The sequence below is a fragment of the Stenotrophomonas sp. CASM110 genome, from assembly GCF_049384345.1.
Classification (GTDB): Bacteria; Pseudomonadota; Gammaproteobacteria; order Xanthomonadales; family Xanthomonadaceae; genus Stenotrophomonas; species Stenotrophomonas muris.
Genome location: NZ_JBMRGI010000015.1, coordinates 64,852 through 86,926, shown reverse-complemented (window position 1 = coordinate 86,926; position 22,075 = coordinate 64,852). Strand labels below are relative to the sequence as shown.

General features: G+C 68.1%; 14 protein-coding genes and 2 pseudogenes. 13 read left to right on the top strand and 3 right to left on the bottom strand.

The genetic code is table 11. The annotated features are described in order from the left end of the window. Window positions 1-90 precede the first annotated feature (90 nt). The 6 genes and pseudogenes from VG561_RS14240 to VG561_RS14215 all read left to right on the top strand — a co-directional run bounded on the left by VG561_RS14240 (window position 91) and on the right by VG561_RS14215 (window position 12,316). Entirely contained in the window at window positions 91-2,655 is a 2,565-nt protein-coding gene (locus VG561_RS14240; RefSeq protein ID WP_049408715.1) for a fimbria/pilus outer membrane usher protein, read from the top strand. Then, window positions 2,646-3,683: a fimbrial protein gene (locus VG561_RS14235; RefSeq protein WP_046428755.1), complete on the top strand. Its 1,038-nt coding sequence runs from the start codon at window positions 2,646-2,648 to the stop codon at window positions 3,681-3,683. Before VG561_RS14240 ends, VG561_RS14235 begins: the two co-directional genes overlap by 10 nt. 266 nt (window positions 3,684-3,949) lie before the next feature. Continuing rightward, window positions 3,950-5,133 (top strand): annotated as a pseudogene (gene wecB / locus VG561_RS14230) (non-hydrolyzing UDP-N-acetylglucosamine 2-epimerase). Further along, the gene (locus tag VG561_RS14225; protein WP_423179710.1) at window positions 5,130-7,331 is read left to right on the top strand and encodes a hypothetical protein; all 2,202 of its coding nucleotides are present in this window, start codon (window positions 5,130-5,132) and stop codon (window positions 7,329-7,331) included. The pseudogene wecB and the gene VG561_RS14225 overlap by 4 nt, the downstream one beginning before the upstream one ends. Before the next feature lie 6 nt (window positions 7,332-7,337). Next, complete coding sequence (locus VG561_RS14220) at window positions 7,338-9,485, top strand: glycosyl transferase family protein (RefSeq protein WP_197606345.1); 2,148 nt, start codon at window positions 7,338-7,340, stop codon at window positions 9,483-9,485. Next, window positions 9,482-12,316: an NfrA family protein gene (locus VG561_RS14215; protein WP_423179709.1), complete on the top strand. Its 2,835-nt coding sequence runs from the start codon at window positions 9,482-9,484 to the stop codon at window positions 12,314-12,316. Before VG561_RS14220 ends, VG561_RS14215 begins: the two co-directional genes overlap by 4 nt. Here the strand turns inward: VG561_RS14215 and VG561_RS14210 are convergent. The 3 genes from VG561_RS14210 to ettA all read right to left on the bottom strand — a co-directional run bounded on the left by VG561_RS14210 (window position 12,310) and on the right by ettA (window position 16,527). Continuing rightward, a complete protein-coding gene (locus VG561_RS14210) occupies window positions 12,310-13,314 on the bottom strand; it encodes a DUF4434 domain-containing protein (RefSeq protein ID WP_227864472.1) in 1,005 nt (334 codons plus the stop codon). The genes VG561_RS14215 and VG561_RS14210 overlap by 7 nt on opposite strands. A 139-nt stretch (window positions 13,315-13,453) precedes the next feature. Beyond that, complete coding sequence (locus VG561_RS14205) at window positions 13,454-14,770, bottom strand: NCS2 family permease (RefSeq protein WP_032962452.1); 1,317 nt, start codon at window positions 14,768-14,770, stop codon at window positions 13,454-13,456. Window positions 14,771-14,862: 92 nt separating this feature from the next. Beyond that, window positions 14,863-16,527, bottom strand: a complete 1,665-nt coding sequence (gene ettA / locus VG561_RS14200) for an energy-dependent translational throttle protein EttA (protein WP_005415249.1) — start codon at window positions 16,525-16,527, stop codon at window positions 14,863-14,865. A gap of 254 nt (window positions 16,528-16,781) precedes the next feature. Between ettA and VG561_RS14195 the strand changes: the two genes are divergently transcribed. The 7 genes and pseudogenes from VG561_RS14195 (at window position 16,782) to ribD (ending at window position 22,072) form a co-directional block, all read left to right on the top strand. Further along, complete coding sequence (locus tag VG561_RS14195) at window positions 16,782-17,252, top strand: RcnB family protein (RefSeq protein ID WP_049408719.1); 471 nt, start codon at window positions 16,782-16,784, stop codon at window positions 17,250-17,252. Window positions 17,253-17,440: 188 nt separating this feature from the next. Further along, complete coding sequence (gene glyA, locus VG561_RS14190; RefSeq protein ID WP_014645914.1) at window positions 17,441-18,694, top strand: serine hydroxymethyltransferase; 1,254 nt, start codon at window positions 17,441-17,443, stop codon at window positions 18,692-18,694. 125 nt (window positions 18,695-18,819) lie between these two features. Further along, the gene (locus VG561_RS14185) at window positions 18,820-19,293 is read left to right on the top strand and encodes a hypothetical protein (protein ID WP_069118004.1); all 474 of its coding nucleotides are present in this window, start codon (window positions 18,820-18,822) and stop codon (window positions 19,291-19,293) included. A 6-nt stretch (window positions 19,294-19,299) separates the two neighbouring features. Continuing rightward, on the top strand, window positions 19,300-19,716 hold the full coding sequence (locus VG561_RS14180; protein WP_329768661.1) for a hypothetical protein: 417 nt from the start codon (window positions 19,300-19,302) through the stop codon (window positions 19,714-19,716). A 27-nt stretch (window positions 19,717-19,743) separates the two neighbouring features. Continuing rightward, a pseudogene (locus VG561_RS14175) lies at window positions 19,744-20,192 on the top strand (hypothetical protein). A gap of 152 nt (window positions 20,193-20,344) precedes the next feature. Beyond that, window positions 20,345-20,866 (top strand): transcriptional regulator NrdR, encoded by a 522-nt coding sequence (nrdR, locus tag VG561_RS14170; protein WP_010481984.1) that lies wholly within the window; start codon window positions 20,345-20,347, stop codon window positions 20,864-20,866. Between the two features lie 120 nt (window positions 20,867-20,986). Next, entirely contained in the window at window positions 20,987-22,072 is a 1,086-nt protein-coding gene (gene ribD, locus VG561_RS14165) for a bifunctional diaminohydroxyphosphoribosylaminopyrimidine deaminase/5-amino-6-(5-phosphoribosylamino)uracil reductase RibD (protein WP_423179708.1), read from the top strand. Window positions 22,073-22,075: the final 3 nt, after the last annotated feature.

Here is a 22,075-nt window from a genome sequence, read left to right as displayed (position 1 = left end):
GCGCCGCGCCGGCCATGGGCCTGCGCATCCCGCCACCGCCGCCGTGCGGCGAATTGAAGGAATGTCAGTGTGATCGGAAACAGATTGACATTGTCGATCCACCAGGCGATCTGCCTGCTGGTTGCTGGCGTGGCCTGCCCAGGATGGGCGCTGGCTGCGCCGGCCAATCTCGGCGAACAGGCGCTGATGGCGCAGAGCGGTGCGGCCAATGCGCGTGCACCCGAGTCGGCCCAGTTCAACTCCAGCTTCCTCTCCGGCCAGGCCAAGCAGGTCGACCTGGCCTCCTTCACCAATGGCAACCCGATGGTGGCTGGCACCTACCGTGTCGACGTCTACGTCAACGGTGGCTGGCAGGGCCGTCGCGATCTGCAGTTCAAGGCCGATGAGCAGGGCCGCGTCGACGCCTGCCTGCCGCTGCCGATGCTGGAAGAAATGGGTGTGGACAGCGAGGCCGTGCTGCTGCAGCAGGACCCGACGCTGCCGACCGACACGACCAGCTGCGTGCCGGTACAGCGGCGCATGGCCAATGCCTATGGCATCTATGACAGCGGCAACCTGCGCTACGACCTCAGCATCCCGCAGGTGTTCCTGCGCCGCGAGGCGCGCGGCTACGTCAATCCGTCGCTGTGGGACCGCGGCATCAACGCTGGCTTCGTCGGCTACAGCTTCAACGCCATCGACAGCGACAGCCGTGTTGAAGGGGGGCAGCGCAATCGCAGCGCCTACCTCGGCCTCAACGCCGGCCTGAACCTGGGAGGCTGGCAGTTCCGCCACGATTCCAACCTGACCTGGTCCGAAGGCAACGGCCGCCACTGGCAGAGCATTGCCACCTATGCGCAGCGCGGCATCCCGCAGGTGCGCGGCATGCTCACCATTGGTGAGGCCTACACCACGGGCGAGCTGTTCGATTCGATCGGTTACCGGGGTGCCAGCCTGGCCAGCGACGACCGCATGCTGCCCGATTCGCTGCGCGGTTACGCGCCGGTCGTGCGCGGCATTGCCGAAACCAACGCGCGCATCGAAGTGCGCCAGAACCAGCAGCTGATCTACTCCTCCACCGTATCGCCGGGCAGCTTCGTCATCGACGACCTGTACCCGACCGGCTACGGCGGCGACCTGGAAGTGAGCGTGATCGAGGCCGACGGCCGCCGCCGCGAATTCAAGGTGCCGTTCGGTTCTGTGCCGCAGATGCTGCGCGAAGGCGTGTCGCGCTACTCGCTGACCGCCGGCCAGGTGCGCAACAAGCTGCTGGCCGATGAGCCGTGGCTGGTGCAGGGTACCTACCAGCGTGGCATCGGCAACCAGTTGACCCTGTACGGCGGCAGCGCGCTGAGCGAAGGCTACCTGTCGCTGCTGTACGGTGTTGGCCTGTCCACGCGCGTCGGTGCCTTCGCTGCCGACGTCACCCATGCACGGACCTCGTTCGACCACTACGGCAGCCATACCGGCGCCAGTGTGCGGCTGAGCTACAGCAACATGATCGGCGAGACCGGGACCAACCTGACCCTGGCCGCCTACCGCTACTCCACTGAAGGCTTCTACAGCCTGCAGGACGCGCTGTATGGCCGTGATTCGGACAAGCGCGGCATCGACCCGACCACCCGTGGCCGTCAGCGCAGCCAGTTCCAGGTAACGCTGAACCAGCCGCTGGGCCGACGTGGCGGTGCGCTGTACGTGACCGGCTCGGTGCGTGACTTCTACGACCGTTCCGGCACCTCCAAGCAGTACCAGGTGGGCTACAACAACGCCTGGCGCTCGGTGAACTACGGCTTCTCGGCGCTGCGCACCGAAGAAGGCGTGCTCGGCCGTTCCGATACCCAGTACCTGCTGTCGATGAGCGTGCCGCTGGGCCGGGGCACCCACCCGGTGTCGTTCAGCGCCGACCTTGGCGCGCGCGACCGCGGTGGCTACGACAACAGCCGCGTCGGCATCACCGGTTCGGCCGGCGTCGACAACAACTTCAGCTACGGCGTGGCCCTGTCCGATTCCCGCGAGGGTGGCACCACTGCGGTCGGCAATGCCGAGTACCGCAGCCGCTACTCGGCGTTGAACGCCACCTACAGCCACTCGCGTGATTTCCGCCAGGCGTCGGTCGGTGCCAACGGCAGCGTGGTCGTGCATCCGGGCGGCTTCACCTTCACCCCGCAGCGCGGCGACACCATGGTGCTGGTCGAAGCGCCGGGCGCGCGCGATGCGATCGTCAGCAACGCGCCGGGCCTGCGCGTCGATGGCCGCGGCTACGCCGTGGTGCCGTACGTGTCGCCGTACCGCCTCAACACCGTCACCCTCGATCCGCAGGGCATGGCCCACGACGTCGAACTGGAAAGCACCAGCCAGTCCATCGCGCCGTTCGCCGGTGCCATCAGCTACCTGCGCTTCGACACCCGCAAGGGCAACGCGCTGCTGATCCAGGTGCGCAACGCCGATGGCCGCAGCATGCCGTTCGGTGCGCAGGTCAAGGACGAACAGGGCCAGCCGGTCGGCATGGTCAGCCAGGGCGGCCGCCTGTACGTGCGCAGCGAGAAGAACCAGGGCCAGTTGCAGGTCGAGTGGGGCGCCGGTGCCGACCAGCGCTGCACCATTGATTACCAGGTACCGGCGGGCGCCGATGCGTCCAAGACCGGCTTCATCCCGCTGGAGGCAGCATGCCGATGATTTCTTCCCGTGGCCGCCAGGCGCTGGCCGCGCTGGCCGTACTGGGCGGCGTGCTGCTGGCGCAGCAGGCCAGCGCCGCCTGCCGCATCCAGAACAGCTGGTTCATCGCCCAGGACGTGACCATGGACATGGGCCAGATCGTGATCCTGCCCAGCACCCCGGTCGGCGGTGTGATCAAGGAAATCAGTGAACCGATCACCCAGCAGAACAGCGTTGCCCGCTGCGATTCCTGGACCGGCGGTCGTTCGATCGGTGAGTACGTCAACGCAGCGCAGAAGCGCCCCGTGGCCGGCTTCTCGAACGTCTATGAAACCGATGTGGCAGGCGTCGGCATCCGCCTGTACCGCGATTCGGGTGCGATCCAGACCTACTACCCGCACTCGATCAACTTCGGTGGCGGTTCCGTGGTCAGCCTCATCGGTGGCCAGTTCCGCATCCAGCTGATCAAGACCGCTGCGCAGACCGGTTCGGGCGTGATCGCGCCGAACGGCCGCTTCACCAACTACTACTTCGACGGCGATGGCCCCGGGCGCCCGGTACTGACCTCGACGTTCAAGGGCTCGGGCACCACCGTGGTCAGCCCGACCTGTGAAGTGCAGGCCGGCAGCCGCAACATTGCCGTCGATTTCGGCAGCGTGCCCAACACCACCTTCACTGGTGTCGGCTCCAAGGCCGTTGATCGCGACTTCGAGATCCGCCTGAACTGCCAGGGCAGCAACGTTGCCGCCTACCAGAGCAAGATCGGCATCCGCCTCGATGCCGACCAGGACAGCTCGAACATGCCGGGCGTGCTGAAGCTGAGCGCGGCCAGCAACAGTGCCACCCGCATCGGCATCCAGATGGTCCAGCGCGATGGCAGCACCGAGCGTGAAGTGCGCTTCGGCCAGACCATCAGCGTTGGCACCACCGCGCCGGGTACCAGCGTCATGGCGCTGCCGCTGCGCGCGCGCTACGTGCAGACCCAGGCCGGTACGGTGGGCGCGGGTGTCGCAAACGGCCAGGCCACGTTCACCATCCAGTACGAGTAAGGCCGCCCCGGCGGCTGCCCCTGCTGCGTTCCGCCGCAACGTCGCCCGGCTCACGGGCGGCGTTGACTGCGTCTTGATCCTGCAACGATGAAGATCGATGCCACGACGCGCATACAGACGCCTTAGTGTGATGTATGTCGCGAATTTGGAGTTTCCTCATGAGGTGACCGTCTCCTGCCTGCGGGTGCTGGACGGCAACGCCGAAAGGATCCAGACGTGGCTACTGCTGCTTGCCCCCTTCCGCGCCGGCTTTCGGGAGCGCTCCGGTGAAGGTCCTGTCGGTGTTCGGCACGCGACCGGAAGCCATCAAGATGGGACCGCTGGTGCGCGCCCTGGCACACGCTGCGGATATCGAATCGGTGGTCTGCATCACCGGGCAGCACCGGGCGATGCTCGACCAGGTGATGGCGCTGTTCGAGATCACCGCCGACCATGACCTCGATGTCATGGTGCCCAACCAGACCCTCAATGGCCTGTGTTCCAGGCTGTTCGAACGGCTTGACGCGCTCTACACGCAGGTCCGCCCCGACTACGTGCTGGTGCATGGCGATACCACCACGGCGATGACCGCGGCCCTGGCCGCGTTCCATCACCGCATCCCGATCGGCCATGTCGAGGCCGGCCTGCGCACCGGCGACATCCACCGGCCGTGGCCGGAGGAGATGAACCGGCGGGTGATCGATGTGGTCGGCCATCAGTTGTATGCACCCACTCCCGGCTCGCGCGCCAACCTGGCCCGTGAGCACCTGGGCGGGCAGATCCTGGTCACCGGCAACACCGTCATCGATGCCCTGCAGCAGACCGTGCAGCGGCTGGATGCCGATCCGGCACTGCGTGCGCAGGCCGACGAACCCTTCCATATGCTCGAACCCGGCCGCCGGCTGCTGCTGGTCACCGGCCATCGCCGCGAGAGTTTCGGCCAGGGCTTCGAGGACATCTGCCGTGCGCTGGCCGAGCTGGCACGGCGGCCGGACCTGCAGGTGCTGTACCCGGTGCACCTCAACCCGAACGTGCAGGGCCCGGTCAATGCCCACCTCGGCAACCTCGACAACGTGCACCTGGTGCCGCCGCAGGATTACCTGCGCTTCGTGCGCCTGATGCAGCGCGCCGACGTCATCCTCACCGACTCCGGTGGCGTGCAGGAAGAAGCCCCGGCGCTGGCCAAACCGGTGCTGGTGATGCGCGATGTCACCGAACGGCCGGAGGCGGTCGAAGCCGGTGTGGTCACGCTGGTCGGCACCACGCCCTCGCGCATCGTCGATGCGGTCAACGCGGTGTTGGCACGCCCCCCGCAGCCGGCCCGCTTCGACCCCGATGCCAGCCCGTACGGGGATGGCCGCGCCAGCGCCCGCATCGTCGCCGCCCTGCGCGGTGCGCCCCTTCCCGAATTCTCGCCCGGCGTCCGCAGCAGCGGCGCCGTCCACCCCATCCACGCGAAGTGACGCCATGACCCAGACCGGCCGCTCTTCCCTGTTTGCATCCGCCGCTGCGTTCGTCCTGTCGGGCGTGGTTGGCAGTGCCCATGCCGCCGACAGCGTCGCCGGCCAGTTCACCGAATGGAGCAGCGACAGCACGATGAACCGGCAGATGACCCTGCGCGAACTCGGTTTCCGCCAGCCACTGGTGCTGAGCGGGCAGGAGAGCCAGCGCGAGGTCTACCTGCCGGTGCCGGCCGGTGTGGCCACCCGCGACGCGCAGCTGCAGCTGGATGGGCGCTATGTGCGCGGCCACGCCGGGCGCACCTCGGGCCTGTGGTCGGTCGATGGCGACCCGATCGCGGCGCGTTCGATCACCGATGCCCAGGGCGATGCCAGCCAGCTGCTGGCCATCGATGGCGAACCCCGCCAGAGCGGCTTCGTACGGGTCGGCGTCGGCTGGTGGTCGATCGTGTCCGATTACCAGTGCGCCGACCAGAGCGCGCCGGCCAATGTGCTGCGGCTGTCGCCGGACTCGCGTTTCAGCTACCGCTTCGACGGCCGCGCCGTGGATACCGTTGCCAAGGCGTGGGGGGCGCTGCCACCGCGGGTGCGCCTGCTGGTGGATGGCAAGGCGCTGCAGGCAACGGCCTACGATGCGGCCTGGCGCATCGGTACCGCGTTGCAGGCCGGGGGCAAACAGGTGCAGGTGGTGGCCCTGCCCAAGGTCGGTGACAGCGTTGACCTCGCCGGTATCAGCATCCCGGCCAGCCTGCAGGACGTGCCGGCCTACGCCGCGCTGGCCACAGGTGAGCGCGGGCATGCGATCAGGGATCTGGCCGAAGTCGGCGCGCTGCTGTCATTGCGCGACAGCGGGCCGTTGGCCGCCGATGTGATGATCGGCAGCGATGCACTGCGCGCCGGCGTGCGTGCGGCGCTGGATGCGCTGGCCGTACAGGTCGGCGCGGCAGGGGCCGATGCGGGCACCGCGTTCGCCGCGTGGCGCGGTACCGACATGGGCGGCCTGGAAAAGCCCGCCGCCAACGCGTCGGTCAGCGTGGTGGCCGTGGCCGGGCGTCCGACGCTGGTGGTCGACCCGGCGGCGGCGGGCAAGGTCGCCGGGCTGCTCGCCGAGCAGTGGCGCAGCTATGCACTGGGCCGCAGCCTGCAGGTCAGCGCAGCGGGCACGCCCAGACTGGACGGTGACCAGGTACTGCTGAGCCGGCTCGGCAACATCGCCGGCACCATGGATGTGGTGACCCGCGCCGACCGCAGCGCCAGCTTCGACCTCGGCGCACTGTCGGCCGATGGCCGCCTGCCCGAGCAGGTGGTGATCGATGTCTCGGCGGCCCCCAACGCGGCCGGGCAGGGCGCGGTCGCCACGATCTACCTCAACGATTACCTGCTGGGTGGCAAGGTGCTGTCGGCCAACGGCCAGCCGCAACGGCTGGTGGCCAAGGTGCCGGCCTACGCGCTGTCGGCACGCAACGAGATCCGTGTCAGCTTCCTGCGCCAGCCGGCGCGTCCCTACTGCCACGATCCGGCCACGGGCTATCCGGTCTCGATCCTGCCCAGCAGCCACCTGACCTTGGCCAAGCGTTCGCTGGGCAGTGACTTCGTGGGTGCCAGCAGCCAGCTGTCGCGCGGCAACCAGGTGTTCGTGCCCGGCACCTGGCTGCAGGATGCGCCGGCCTCGCTGGGCAAGGTCATCGCGGTGACCAGCGCAGTGGGCGCATCGCCGGAGGCATCGGAACTGAAGGTGGTCGAAGCCGGTGCCGTGGTCAGCCCGGGCGCGCCGTGGCTGGCGTTCGGCGTGGCGCCATCCGGTGTCGATATGGCCGGCCTGAAGGATGGCCACCTGCTGATCGGCGGCAAGCCGCAACCGCTGTTGGATGTGAGCGGGCTGGATCGTGCCGCGGTGGTGCAGGTGGGGTCGTCCGGTGGCCAGCTGGGCGTTGTTTACAGCGACCTCGGTGCGCAGTCACCGCCGTTCGGCGCCCCATTCCGTTTGCTGCGGGGCGATCTCGCCGTGCTCGACGGCAGTGATGCCGTGCGCGAATTCGACCGCCAGGATCCCTACGGCACGCGTATCGCGCAGGACGGCAACCCGCAATCGAAGTGGGAACGGCACATGGTCTGGCTGCTGCTGCTGGTCGGCGTGATCGTGTTCGCGCTGCTGGCCGCCCGCGTCACCCAGGTGCGTCGCCGCAAGTCCGCCAACACAGGGCACTGATCCACCGTGGACGGTCTGTTCTGGAACATCCAGCTGGCCAACTACTACGCCGCCCTGGAAACCACGGCGGCGGCGGTGGCCGTGCTGATCCTGATCTCCAGCCTCGATGACCTGTTCATCGATGTCTGGTACTGGGTACGCGAGAGCTGGCGCGCGCTCACGATCAAGCGCCGCGATGCCTACCGGCCGCTGACCCAGGACGACCTGCTGCAGCGCCCGCAGCAGCCGCTGGCGATCATGGTGCCGGCGTGGATGGAGTACGACGTCATCGCGCAGATGGTGGAGAACATGATCAACGTGCTCGATTACCGCGAGTACGTCGTGTTCGTCGGCACCTATCCCAACGACCAGCAGACCATCGATGAGGTCGAGCGCATGCGTCGCCGCTACAAGCGACTGCGCCGCGTGGAAGTGCCGCACGACGGGCCGACCAGCAAGGCCGACTGCCTGAACTGGCTGATCCTGGCGATCTTCGACTACGAGAAGCGCCACGACATCGAGTTCGCCGGGGTGATCCTGCACGATAGCGAGGACGTGCTGCATCCGATGGAACTGCGCTTCTACAACTACCTGCTGCCGCGCAAGGACATGATCCAGCTGCCGGTCACCTCGCTGGACCGCGAGTGGTATGAGCTGGTTGCCGGTGTCTACATGGACGAATTCGCCGAATGGCACGCCAAGGATCTGGTCGTGCGTGAAAGTGTTTCCGGCATGGTGCCATCGGCGGGCGTCGGTACCTGCTTCTCGCGGCGCGCGCTGCTGGCGCTGAGCGCGCAGACCGGCAACCAGCCCTTCAACACCGACAGCCTCACCGAGGACTATGACGTCGGTGCGCGGCTGGCGGCGATGGGCATGCAGTCGATCTTCGCCCGCTTCCCGGTGCAGTTCCGCGTGCGTCGCCCGTCCTGGTTCGGCTGGGGGCCGGTGCGCGAGCGCACCCAGCAGATGGCGCTGTGCGTGCGCGAGTACTTCCCCGACAACTTCCGTGCCTCGTACCGGCAGAAGGCGCGCTGGGTGCTGGGCATCGGCCTGCAGAGCTGGGAGTCGCTGGGCTGGCGTGGCTCGCTGGCCACCAAGTACCTGCTGGCGCGCGACCGCAAGGGCATCATCACCTCGTTCGTCAGCATCATTGCCTACCTCATCTTCCTGCAGCTGCTGCTGTTCTGGCTGCTGAAGATGTCCGGGGTGTGGACGATGCAGTTTCCCAGCGTGTTCCAGGCCGGTACCTGGCAGATGAACGTCGCGCTGCTGACCACCGCAGCGCTGGCCACCCGCGTCGTGCAGCGCTTCTACTTCGTCAACCGGCTGTACGGCTGGGAGCATGCCTTGATGTCGATCCCGCGGATGGTGGTCGGCAACATGATCAATTTCATGGCCACCGCGCGTGCGTGGAAGGTGTTCCTGGCTTACCTGCTGTTCGGCAAGCGCATGGTCTGGGACAAGACCATGCACGACTTCCCGGATGCGGCGCAGCTGGTGCAGACGCGCAAGCAGCTCGGCGAGCTGTTGACCACCTGGCAGGCGGTGGAGCCGGAGCGCCTGCAGCAGGCGCTGGACCAGCAGCATGCCGGCCGGCAGCAGCCACTGGGCCGCATCCTGCTCACCCAGGGTTGGCTGGATGATGAAACGCTGGCCGAGGCGATCGCCTTCCAGGGCGACCTGCCTCGTGCGGTGATCGACGTGGACTACCTGCGCGCCTGCCACTTCCCGGTCAGTGCCGATGCCTGCGTGCAATGGCGCATGTTGCCGCTCCCACCGCGCCAGCAGGGCACCCTGCGGCTGGCCGTGGCCAGCCCATTGCCCGAAGAAGCGTTGGCGCTGCTGAAGCAGGAAACCCGCAGCGAGCACATCGAACAGAGCATTGCCCGCGAAAGCGAAATCAACGCAGGCCTGCGCCTGATCGGCGGCGACCGGCACTGGCAGCTGGACAACGTGCCCCTGCTGGGCGACCTGCTGGTGGAGATGCGCCTGATCGACCACGCGCGCTTCGAGATCGCATTGGACGCGTACAAGCCGCAGCGCGACGGCCGCATCGGCGATTACCTGGTCAAGCAGGGCATCACCACCGAAGACGCCGTGGCCCAGGCCATGCAGGAACAGCGCCGGCGTGCGGCCGCGCTGCAGTCGCCGCCTCCCGGAGCCTTGCCGGCATGAAGACCACGCTGCTGTCCTCCGTCATTGCCGTGGCACTGGCCACGGCGGCCGCGCCGGTGCTGGCCCAGGCCGATGCAGCACTGCCGTTGTCCGGTGCGGCCTACCGCGTCGCCGAGCAGGCGTTTGCCGCCTATGAGCGCGGTGACTACCCGGCGGCTTACCGGCAGTCCACCGAAGCGATCCGGCTGCGCCCGGACGTGGTGCGGCTGCGCCTGTTGCAGATCTATGCGCTGCAGAAACTGGGGCGGGGTGCCGAGGCCCAGCAGCAGGCACGTCGTGCACTGGATGCGGGGTTGAAGGATCCGGCGTTGCCGGCGCTGGCCGCTGCCACCGCTGCGCGCAGCACGCCCCCGGATGCCAGGAGCGGGCGTGCACCCTCCCCACCGCGCGTGGCTGGCAGCGGCGCAGACCGCGCCAGGCAGCAGGCCTACGCGCTGGCCACCGAGGCCTACGCCGCCTATGACGCCGGGCGGATGGGAGAGGCAGCCAGCAAGGCCGAGCAGGCCTTCCGGCAGCAGCCAACGCAGGGCGCCTGGGCGATGCTGTGGGTGGCCGCGCTGGAGGCACAGCAGCAGCCCGAACAGGCCGACGCCGCCATTGCCACCGCGCTGCAGCTGGGCGCGCCGAATGTCGAGGCATTGCGCGCACGGCGCGTGGCGCTGGATCGACAGCGCGCGCTGCTGCAGGCCCAGCAGGCGTACCGGTCGCTGTCCACGCAGGATGATGCCGCGGCCGTTGCGCAGGCACGTGCCGCTGTCGAGCTGGCACCGGAGGTGGCGACGTACCGGTTGCTGCTGATTACCGCGCAGCTGCAGCAGGGGCAGCTGGCCGACGCCGAGCGCAGTGCCGACCAGGCGTTGCAGGCCGACGGCCAGGATCTCAATGCGCGGGTGATGCGCGGCTACCTGCGCCAGCGCCAGGGCAACAGCCTGCTCGCCAACGAGGACTTCGACGCCGCGCTCGCCATGCCGGGCTCAACGACGCAGCAGCGCAACGTGCGCCTGCTGGCGGTGGATGCGGCCCTGGCCGCTGGGGATCGCGCACGTGCGGCTGCACTGCTGGCGCCGCTGCGCGCGGCATTGCCAGCAGATGCCAGCGATGCACGCGCGCAGCAGCTGCTGCAGCAGGGCATCGAGCAGCGCGCCAAGGCGGTCCGTTCCAGTCGCGAGCGTCCGCGTTTGAGCGCGCAGACCTATCCGGCGCCGTTCCAGCACTGCCAGTCTGGCGACAGCGGCAACCGTTGCGAGTTGATGCCGGCCGACCTGCAGGGCGACGGTGGTGCCGCACAGCGTGCCTACGCGGCCTACGCGCGCCGGGACTATGCCGAGGCCATCGGTGAGGCGCGGCAGGCCGTGCAGCTCGCACCGGACGACGCGAGCCTGCACGGCCTGCTGACCACCACGCTGGCGGCAGGCAACCGCAGCCAGCAGGACGAAGCACGGCAGCGCCTGGATGCGGCGCTGGCACAGCGCCCTGACGATGCGGAGGCGCTGATGCAGCGCGGCTACCTCAACCAGAAGGCGCACGAGCCGGCGCGCGCACTGGCCGACTTCCGTGCCGCCGAGGCCACCGGCAGGGCACCAAAGGGCGTGGTGCTTGACCAGGCCTACGCCAGCGCGGCCAACGGCGATCACCCGCAGGCGGTGACCCTGCTGCGGACGGCCATTGATCGTGCCGATGCCGGTGAGCTGCCACTGGATGCGCACCAGCGCCACAACGTGCGCAATGCCATCGCCAACTATTCGCGCGAGTGGGGCGTGATCGCCTCGGCCGGCTTCCGTGGCGCGCGCCAGGCGGCGACCAATGTCGGCGGCGCGGCGATCAGTACGCCGGGTGATTCGGTGTTCAGCACGCTTGAAGCGTTCTGGCGCCCGCCGGCTTTCAATGACCAGCACGGCACGCTGGAGCTTTACGCGCGGCTGCTCAACACCCTGTACGACGAGGGTGGCACCTACGAGTCGATCCGCGCCGTGGACCCGTGCACCGGCGAATCGACGCCCGATGCACGCGCGCGCGCCGAACGGCTCAGCCGCTCGCGTTCCACCACCGGCTGGCCGTCCACCATCGCCTCGTTCGGCCTGCGCTACGCCTTCGGCCAGACCGGCCTGAGCGCCGGCATCGAGCGTCGCCAGTTCCTCGGCAGCGCCACCCGCACGGGCGATGTCTACCCCGCTTCGGCGGCCGTGCAATGCAGCCTGCAGCTGGCCCGCAACCCGCCACTGGAAGCCAGCACACTGGCCCGCTACCGCCTGGCCAGCGGGTCCGGTGGCTGGATGTCCTACCTGACCTACGGCTATTACCACGGCACCGACCTGCGCACCGACGTGAATCAGTGGTGGATGGTCAGTGGCTACGCGCAGGGCGGTTACACGTGGGATGACAACAGCGCGCATTTCACCCTCGACGCACTCGATGCCAATGGCACGCCGGTGCGCCGGGTGGGCGATGCCAACGGGCGCCTGCATCGCGAACAGTGGTTCGCTGCCGGTGAACTGCGCGCCGGCCGCAGCTTCCGCTTTGGTGCCGGGCAGACCCACTGGGTGGTCACGCCGTATGGGGTGGTGGGGGCGGACTGGCTGGACCAGCGCTCGCGCGTGCGCGACATCCGCTACCCGCTGTTCCCGGCGCAGTCGTTCGCACTCAACGATACGCGGCGTAGCTGGTCACTCGGCGCAGGGCCGGGCGTGGGCGTGCGCTACTGGTTCCGCGAAGACCACTACAACACGCCGCGTTCCTACCTGGACCTGACCGTGCAGTACCGCTTCGCGATCGGCGGCGGTGATACGCAGCGCGCCAAGGGCCTGTTCGCCACCGCCATCCTCTCCTACTGAGGCAGGCCCCAACGTCGTCGCAGCGCCGCGGCCTGCGGCGTGTCCTGGGTCAGCCACGGCTCCAGTGCATAGACCAGCACGTGCTGCGCACCGCTGTCGTGCGCCCACGCCAGCTGCCGCTGGATGCGCGCGGCATCTGCGGTTTCGCCCTTGAACGCGCTGCCGTCGGCGGGGCTGCCGGGCAGTTCGCGGAACAGTTCGACGATCGCATCGAACCCGATGCCCTGTGCCCGGAAATGGCCGAGCAGCGGTTGCAGCTGCTGCACGTTGCCGGCGCCGGCCACCCCCACGCCGTCCTGCACCATCGGCCGCAGCGCGGCCCGTGCCAGCACCGCCTGCCACAGCGCGACCAGGTCGCCGTCGGTCTGCAGGCGGCTGAAGTAGCAGGAGATCGCACAGTCACCGCCGCGCGCGCTGGCGGCCTGCGCCAGCCCGTGCAGCCACTGCGCCAGCCATTGCTGGCGGGCCGGATCGGCCCAGTGGAACTGCTCCAGTTCGTAGGGCAGGTACCAGCCGCCGAAGGCGGGCTGCTGCGCCCACGGCGACTGTGCCAACCAGCTGCGCGCGTGCGCCAGGCTGTCGGCCAGGAACGCCTGCAGCGTGGCGTCGTCGGCGCCGATGGCCTGCCACCAGCGTTGCTGGAAGGGCAGGCCAACGCGGATGCGGATGTCGTTCTCGCTGGCCGCGGTGAACAGCTGCTGCAGGCTGCTGTCCGGCAGCGACCAGTCGCCATCGCTGCCACCGACGATGCCGGTCCACTGCAGCACCAGCTGCCGGCAGCCCAGCGCATGGGCAAGCTTCAAGGAACGTTGCCAGTCGGCCGGGCCCCACTGCAGATGGCTGCGCCAGGGCTGCAGGAAGGTGCCATCCACCTGCACCGGCAGCGAACAGCCGGGCAGGGTGGCGAGCGTAGCGGCGAGTGGTGCCAGCACTGCCGCGCGCAGCAACCGGCGGCGCAACGGCGAAGACGGATCCGTGGGAAGGTCGGGCCGAACCATGGCCGCATCATCCCAGAGCACCGTGGGTGGGAGGTGAATCCCGCGCCGGGTGGTGCCGGCCGCTGGCCGGCATCGTGCCCCGGGTGGCAGGTGAATCACCATCCGGTAGTGCCGGCCGCTGGCCGGCATCGCGCCCCGATTATTCCAACGCGTAGCGCAGCGCGAACAGCACCGCCACCAGCCACACCGCCGGATGCACTTCGCGCCAGCGGCCGGTGCCGGCCTTCAGCGCCGCATACGCGATGAAGCCAAACGCCAGGCCATTCGCGATGGAGTAGGTGAACGGCATCGCCAGGGCACACAGTGCGGCCGGCACCGATTCGGTCAGGTCGCTCCAGTCCACGTCCACCAGTTCGCGCAGCATCAGGCCGGCCACGAACAGCAGCGCCGGTGCGGTGGCATAGCCGGGCACCATCGCCGCCAGCGGCGAGAACAGCAGTGCGGCCAGGAACAGTGCCGACACCACCAGTGCAGTCAGGCCGGTGCGGCCGCCCACCTGCACGCCCGAGGCGCTTTCAGCGAACGCGGTAGTGCTGCTGGTGCCCAGCAGCGAACCGGCCACGATCGCCGTGCTGTCGGCCAGCAGCGCGCGGCCGAAACGCTTCTGCGCGCCCGGCAGTTTCAGCAGTCCGGCGCGACCGACCACGCCATACAGGGTGCCGGTGGCATCGAACACTTCCACCAGCACGAACACCAGCACCACCTGCAGCAACACGGCGATCGGCGCGCCACCGTTGTGGTGCAGCAGGCCCGGCAGGTCCAGCTGCAGGAAGGTCGGCGCCAGGCTCGGCGGCAGCGAGACCAGGCCCTGGTACTGCACGTCGCCCAATGCCCAGCCCGCGCCGGTCACCGCCAGGATCCCGATCAGGATCGCGCCACGGATACGGCGCGCTTCCAGCACCGCGATCAGCAGGAAGCCGGCCAGTGCCAGCAGCGGCGGCGCCGTATTCAACGGGCCCAGCGCCACCAGCGTGTCTTCATTGCCGACGATCACGCCGGACTTCTGCAGCGCGATGATCGCCAGGAACAGGCCGATGCCGGCCACGATCGCCGAGCGCAGCGACGAAGGAATGCCCGACACCAGCCACGCCCGCACACCGGTCAGCGACAGCACCAGGAACACCAGGCCGGAGATGAATACCGCGCCCAGTGCCTGCTGCCACGGCAGGCCGGCGGCACCGACCACGGTGAAGGCGAAGAACGCGTTCAGGCCCATGCCCGGTGCCATGCCGACCGGGAAGTTGGCCGCCAGCGCCATCACCGCCGAACCCAGCGCCGCGGCCAGGCAGGTGGCCACGAACACCGCACCCGCATCCATGCCGGTGGTGCCGAGGATCTCGGGGTTGACGAAGACGATGTAGGACATCGTCAGGAAGGTTGTGACACCGGCCAGCAGCTCGGTGCGCACGGTGGTGCCGTGCTGCTGCAGCTGGAACAGGCGTTCGAACAGGGACATGGGGCGTCTCGCAACAATAAGGTGTCACGACCAACGGTCGTGACCTACCCGAATGCAGAACGGCCGCGCAGAGCGCGGCCGTTCTTCCTTTCTTACTTCAGCGCCTTGAAGCGCAGGCGCTTCGGCGCGGCATCGTCGCCCATGCGACGCTTCTTGTCTTCCTCGTACTCGCGGTAGTTGCCCTGGAAGAACTCCACGTGCGAGTCGCCTTCGAAAGCGATGATGTGCGTGGCGATGCGGTCCAGGAACCAGCGGTCGTGCGAGATCACGAAGGTGTTGCCCGGGAACTCCAGCAGCGCGTCTTCCAGCGCACGCAGCGTTTCGATGTCCAGGTCGTTGGACGGTTCGTCGAGCAGCAGCACGTTGCCGCCCTGCAGCAGGGTCTTGGCCATGTGCAGGCGGCCACGCTCACCACCGGACAGCGAGCCGACCATCTTCTGCTGGTCCTGGCCCTTGAAGTTGAAGCGGCCGATGTAGGCGCGCGACTGGATCTCGATGCCGTTGATGTTGAGGATGTCCAGGCCACCGGCGATTTCCTGGAAGACGTTGTGGTTGCCTTCCAGCTTGTCGCGGCTCTGGTCCACGTAGGACAGCTGCACGGTCGGGCCGATCACGATCTCGCCCGAATCCGGCTTCTCCTGCCCGGTGATCATCTTGAACAGCGTCGACTTGCCGGCGCCGTTCGGGCCGATGATGCCGACGATCGCGCCCGGCGGAATCAGCATCGACAGGTTGTCGATCAGCAGGCGGTCGCCGAACTTCTTGGAGACGTTCTTGAACTCCATCACCATGTTGCCCAGGCGCTCGCCCGGCGGGATGAAGATTTCGTTGGTCTCGTTGCGCTTCTGGTAATCCTGCGACTGCAGCTCTTCCAGGCGGGCCAGACGGGCCTTGCCCTTGGAGCGGCCGCCCTTGGCGTTCTGGCGCGACCACTCCAGTTCCTTCTGGATCGCCTTCTGGCGGGCCTTTTCCTGGTTCTCTTCCTGCTTCAGGCGCTCATCCTTCTGCACCAGCCATTCGGTGTAGTTGCCCTTCCACGGAATGCCGCGGCCGCGGTCCAGTTCCAGGATCCACTCGGCGGCGTTGTCCAGGAAGTAGCGATCGTGGGTGACGGCCACCACGGTGCCGGTATAGCGCGCCAGGAACTGTTCCAGCCATTCCACCGACTCGGCGTCGAGGTGGTTGGTCGGTTCGTCGAGCAGCAGCATGTCCGGCTTCTGCAGCAGCAGGCGGCACAGTGCGACGCGGCGCTTTTCACCGCCGGACAGGTTGGCGATCTTGGCATCCCACGGCGGCAGGCGCAGCGCATCGGCAGCCACGTCCAGCTGGTTTTCCAGGGTATGCGCGTCGCCAGCGGCCAGGATCGCCTCCAGGCGCTCCTGTTCCTTGGCCAGCGCGTCGAAGTCGGCGCCTTCCTCGGCGTAGGCGGCGTACACCGCCTCCAGCGCGGCCTGGGCCTGCAGCACTTCGCCCACGCCTTCCTCGACCGACTCGCGCACGGTCTTGTTCGGGTCCAGTTCCGGTTCCTGCGCCAGGTAACCGACCTTGATACCGGGCTGCGGGCGGGCTTCACCCTCGAAATCGGTGTCCACGCCGGCCATGATCTTCAGCACGGTGGACTTGCCGGCGCCGTTCAGGCCCAGCAGGCCGATCTTCGCGCCCGGGAAGAAGGACAGGGAAATGTCCTTGATGATCTGCCGCTTGGGCGGGACCACCTTGGACACGCGGTTCATGGTGTAGATGTATTGCGAGGACATGCGGTCTCCGTAGGCGCGGCCCTGCGCCCGACCCGTCACGGGAACATCCCGTTGCGGCAGCGGGCACAGACTGGAATGGAATACCGCCAATTATAGCCGGAACCGGTTCCGGCCCGCGCCCGGCCGGAGCCGCGCAGGCTGGCCGTGGCCTGAATACTCCGTCACAGTCCTGCAGCGGGAAGCGTTTCCAGCCGGAAACGGTTCAGATCGGTTGCGCAATATGGGCTCACCACCCACCCAAGCAGAGGTCTGACATGCGCATCAATCGAGTAATGGCCGGCGCCGTGGCCTCTGTGCTGGCGCTGGGCGCCGTGACCCCGGCCTTCGCCGACAACGACCATCGCCGCGACCACGACCGCCGCGAGTGGCGCGAGGATCGCCGTGAGTGGCGACAGGACCGCCGCGACTGGGAGCGCGACCGCCGCGAGGCCCGGCGCGACTGGGAACGCGACCGCCGCGACTGGCACCGTGACCATGATCGCTACTACCGCCCGGCACCGCCGCGCGTGGTCTATCGCCCGGCCTATGGCCCGGGCTATGGCTGGAAGGTCGGCCACCGCTACCGCGACTACTACCGCGGCCCGGTCTACGTGGTGAACGACTACCCGCGCTACAACCTGCGCCGCCCGCCGTACGGCCATCAGTGGATCCGGGATGATCGCGGCAACATGCTGCTGGTGGCCATCGCCACCGGTGTGATCGCCCAGTACGTGCTCAGTCGCTGAGGATCGCGGCCGGGGTCGGATCCCTTTCCAACGGAAAGGGCTCTGACCCCACAACTATCGATCGAAACCATACGGGGCCGGATTCCTTCGGGGATGCCGGCCCCGTCCGTTTCGGCCCCAGCGGGCCAGTGCGGAGCTACAATCGAGGGCTGAGCCGTACCCCTTTTCCCTGCCTGCTGGAGTACCCGATGTTCCCGCGTGACGTCCGCATCGAATCCTACGATCCCGAACTGGCCAAGGCCATCGCCGCTGAGACCCAGCGCCAGGAAGACCACGTCGAGCTGATCGCCAGCGAGAACTACACCAGCCCGGCGGTGATGGAAGCGCAGGGCAGCCAGCTGACCAACAAGTACGCCGAAGGCTACCCGGGCAAGCGCTACTACGGTGGCTGCGAATACGTGGACATCGCCGAGCAGCTGGCGATCGACCGCCTGAAGCAGCTGTTCGATGCGGACTATGCCAACGTGCAGCCGCACAGCGGTTCGCAGGCCAACCAGGCCGTGTACTTCGCCCTGCTGCAGCCGGGTGACACCATCCTCGGCATGAGCCTGGCCCACGGCGGCCACCTCACCCACGGCGCCAAGGTCAATGCCTCGGGCAAGCTGTTCAACGCCGTGCAGTACGGCGTCAACGACCAGGGCCTGATCGACTATGACGAAGTCGAGCGCCTGGCCCTGGAGCACAAGCCGAAGATGGTCGTGGCCGGCTTCTCGGCCTACTCGCAGGTGATCGACTGGGCGCGCTTCCGCGCCATCGCCGACAAGGTCGGCGCCTACCTGTTCGTCGACATGGCCCACGTCGCCGGCCTGGTCGCCGCAGGCGTCTACCCGAGCCCGCTGGAACACGCCCACGTGGTCACCTCGACCACCCACAAGACCCTGCGCGGCCCGCGCGGCGGCATCATCATCGCCAAGGGCGCCGACGAAGACCTGGTCAAGAAGCTGCAGTCGATCGTGTTCCCGGGCATCCAGGGCGGTCCGCTGATGCACGTCATCGCCGGCAAGGCCGTGGCCTTCAAGGAAGCGCTGGAGCCGGGCTTCAAGGCCTACCAGCAGCAGGTGGTGAAGAACGCCCAGGCGATGGCCAATACGCTGATCGCGCGTGGCTACAAGATCGTCTCCGGCGGCACCCAGAACCACCTGATGCTGGTGGACATGATCGGCAAGGACGTGTCCGGCAAGGACGCGGAAGCCGCGCTGGGCAAGGCCCACATCACCGTCAACAAGAACTCGGTGCCGAACGACCCGCGTTCGCCGTTCGTGACCTCGGGCCTGCGCCTGGGTACGCCGGCGGTGACCACCCGTGGCTACGTCGAACAGGACTGCGTGGATCTGGCCAACTGGATCGCCGACGTGCTCGACGCACCGAACGATGACGCGGTCATCGCCCGCGTGCGCGACGCCGTCAGCGCGCAGTGCCGCAAGTACCCGGTCTACGGCTGATCGGAGAGTGGGGGCAGAGCCCTTTCCTGGCGGAAAGGGATCCGACCCCGCCTTCCGGATCGACGCAGGGGTCGGATCCCTTCCCGCAGGGAAGGGCTCTGACCCCGTCATCAGGAATCCCGCGCATGGATGAGCGCCGCCTCAAGTACCTGTACATCGCACTGGCGGTGCTGTTCGGCCTGCCCAGCCTGTTCTTCGGCGGTGCCGGCGCCTGCATCGCCGTGGTCATGGGCGTGATCGGGCTGGTCTCGCTGGACGCGGACAACCTGTGGTTTGCCGCCGGCATGCTCGCGTGGGGATCGTGCGCGATCGCCGGCCTCGTGGCCTGGGTCGCACTCAGCATCGTCTGGCTGCGCGATGGTTCACGCGGGCTGCACATGGCATCACGCCGCTGGTGGCTGCTGTTGGGCCTGGGCGTGCTGGCAGGCCTGCCCTTGCTGGCGATGGCGCTGTATTACTTCGCCGAGCTGGGTTCGTCCGTGCTCAGCGGGCTGTTCGCCGGGCCGTCCCTGTTGGTGCCCACCGGTACGTTGATCCTCCTGCGGCTGCGTGCTGACGCCCTGGGCGAGCCATCCGGCCCGGCGCGATCAGAGGAGTAGGCCCGCGTGGACGAGCGCCACCTCAAGTACCTGTACACCGCGCTGGCGGTGCTGTTTGGCCTGCCCAGCCTGGTGATGGGCGGCGCGGCGGCGACGATGCTGCTGCTGATGGGGCTGGGCCAGTTCGGTCATGGCACGCTGGCCTCGGTGACGGTGATGCTGTGGGGCCTGGCCGGCATTGCCGGTTGCCTGGCCTGGTTGTGGCTCAGCGCGGGTTTTCTGCTGCAGGGGCGTGCCGGGCTGCACGTGCACCGCCTCTGGTGGTGGATGCTGCTGGCGGGCGGTCTCGCCGCCTTGCCCCCGCTGGGGCTGGCGCTGTGGTGGGGCATCGCCGTGCATGCCGAAGGCATCGGCTTGTTGCTGCTGGGCCCGTCGATGCTGGTGCCGGCTGCGATGCTGGTGTGGATCAAACGCCGCGCATGACGTGGCCCATGGAAGGAAATCGAACGCATGGATGAGCGTCTGCACAAACGCTGGATGGCGATCGCCGGCCTGCTGGTGGGCCTGCCCACCAGCAGGCCGGCGGCACGGGTGCCGTGCTGGGGCTGATGGTCGTATGGGACGGCAAGTACCTGACGGGCGACGAGCACACGTGGTTGCTGCTGTGGTCGTCGGCTGGAATCATCGGCCTGCTGTCGTGGTTGTGGCTGAGCGGCCTGTTCCTGTGGCGCGGTGTTGCCGGCCTGCGCCAATCACCGGTTGTCGCCTGGGTCGGCCTTGCGCTGGGGGTGCTGGCCGCGTTGGCCGTGGTCGCCGCCGCGTTGTACTTCACCTTCAAGCATGGGGAAATCTCGACCCTGGCCTTCCTTGGGTTCGGCCCGCCGCTGCTGGTGATGGCCGGGCACCTGGCGTGGCTGCGCTGGGCACGCGCGGCCCCGGTGCCGTCGGCACCTGGTTGAACGTCTGGTCCTGCTGACCTCACTGGACGCTCTGGTTGGCCGAAATGCAGGTACTTCCGCGCAGACAGCATTTGCCGCTGCGCCCTTTCTCAGGTACCTTTGCGACGCTGCCATGACCGTGGCAATAGGTACTTTCCTGAGCCAGGCGTTCCATGCACTGCCCCTTCTGCCAACATGCCGATACCCGGGTCATCGACTCGCGCGTCTCTGAAGACGGCGCGACGATCCGTCGTCGGCGTGAATGTGAAGCCTGCGGCGAGCGCTTCAGCACCCTGGAAACGGTCGAACTGAAGCTGCCGGCCATCGTCAAGAGCGATGGCACCCGCGAGGCGTTCGACCAGCGCAAGGTCCGCGCTGGCTTCGACCGCGCGCTGCAGAAGCGTGCGGTGGCCGAAGACAAGATCGAAGCAGCGGTGCGTGCGGTGGTTCACCAGCTGCGCATCAGCGGCGAGCGCGAAGTGCCCTCGATCAAGGTCGGCGAGTTCGTGATGAACGAACTGCGCAAGCTCGATCATGTCGGCTACGTGCGCTTCGCTTCGGTCTACCGCAGCTTCGAGGACGTGGCCGATTTCCGCGAGGAGATCGAGAAGCTCGAGCGCGACCTGCCGTCCAGTACCGAACAGCTGCAGCTGCTGGGCGATGTGATCGCCCTGACCAAGAAGAAGAAGGGCTGACTGCCTCTGCCTTGGGGGTGCCAACCTTGGTGGGCACCGGTGGCCGCATTCACTGGTGGGTGCCAACCGTTGGTTGGCACTGACGGCATGGATCAACACCGGCGGCGTTACCATGGCTGCATGACCACTTCGTTCTCCGTCCTCGACCACCTGCACATGGCCAACGCGCTGCGCCTGGCCGAGCGCGCTGCCTATACCACCCGCCCCAACCCGATGGTCGGCTGCGTGATCGCCCATGGCGAACGCGTGGTCGGGCAGGGCTGGCACCAGCGCGCCGGTGGCCCGCATGCGGAAGTGTTCGCCCTGCGCGAGGCCGGCACCGAAGCACGCGGTGCCACCGCCTACGTCACCCTGGAACCCTGCGCCCACTACGGGCGCACGCCACCGTGTGCGCTGGCCTTGATCGAAGCCGGCGTGTCGCGCGTGGTCGCGGCGATGCGTGATCCATTCCCCAAGGTCGATGGCGGTGGGTTCGATCTGCTGCGCAATGCCGGCATCGACGTCGCCGAAGGGCTGATGGCGGCGCAGGCGCGCGAGCTCAACAAGGGCTTCCTGTCGCGCGTGGAGCGCAATCGGCCGTGGTTGCGGGTGAAGCTGGCCGCCAGCCTGGATGGCCGTACCGCGATGGCCGATGGCAGTTCCAAGTGGATCACCGGGCCGGCCGCGCGCGAGGACGTGCAGCACTGGCGCGCGCGCGCCGGTGCGATCCTGACCGGCGGCGACACGGTGCTGGCCGACGACCCGATGCTGACCGTGCGCCTGGCCGATACCGAAGTGATGGCACCACTGCGTGTGGTGCTGGATTCGCGCCTGCGCTCGCTCGAATGCAGCCGCGTGCGCGAGGGCGGGGCACCGACGCTGTACCTGCACGCTGCGGCGGTGAGCGCACCGGACGCGGCCGACGCCGAATTCGCCAGCGTGCCCAGCGCAGAGGGGCGGTTGGACCTGGGCGCGGTGCTGACGCTGCTGGCCGAGCGCGGCATCAACGAAGTGCACACCGAAGCCGGCGCGACACTGGCCGGTGCGCTGCTGCGCGGTGGCTGGGTCGATGAGCTTCTGCTCTATCAGGCGCCCACGCTGCTGGGCGACAACGGCCGCCCGCTGCTGGCTGACCTCGGCATCGATGCCATGGACCAGCAGCGTCGCCTGCGCGTGGTTGACCAGCGCCAGGTCGGCGAGGACAACAGGCTGCTGCTGCGCCCATGAAGG

Coding starts and splice junctions, on each gene's coding strand:
- VG561_RS14195 (WP_049408719.1), top strand. CDS start 16,782: ATGCGCATCAATCGAGTAATGGCCGGCGCCGTGGCCTCTGTGCTGGCG.
- VG561_RS14235 (WP_046428755.1), top strand. CDS start 2,646: ATGCCGATGATTTCTTCCCGTGGCCGCCAGGCGCTGGCCGCGCTGGCC.
- VG561_RS14205 (WP_032962452.1), bottom strand. CDS start 14,770: ATGTCCCTGTTCGAACGCCTGTTCCAGCTGCAGCAGCACGGCACCACC.
- VG561_RS14225 (WP_423179710.1), top strand. CDS start 5,130: ATGACCCAGACCGGCCGCTCTTCCCTGTTTGCATCCGCCGCTGCGTTC.
- VG561_RS14210 (WP_227864472.1), bottom strand. CDS start 13,314: ATGGTTCGGCCCGACCTTCCCACGGATCCGTCTTCGCCGTTGCGCCGC.
- nrdR (WP_010481984.1), top strand. CDS start 20,345: ATGCACTGCCCCTTCTGCCAACATGCCGATACCCGGGTCATCGACTCG.
- ribD (WP_423179708.1), top strand. CDS start 20,987: ATGACCACTTCGTTCTCCGTCCTCGACCACCTGCACATGGCCAACGCG.
- VG561_RS14215 (WP_423179709.1), top strand. CDS start 9,482: ATGAAGACCACGCTGCTGTCCTCCGTCATTGCCGTGGCACTGGCCACG.
- ettA (WP_005415249.1), bottom strand. CDS start 16,527: ATGTCCTCGCAATACATCTACACCATGAACCGCGTGTCCAAGGTGGTC.
- glyA (WP_014645914.1), top strand. CDS start 17,441: ATGTTCCCGCGTGACGTCCGCATCGAATCCTACGATCCCGAACTGGCC.
- VG561_RS14185 (WP_069118004.1), top strand. CDS start 18,820: ATGGATGAGCGCCGCCTCAAGTACCTGTACATCGCACTGGCGGTGCTG.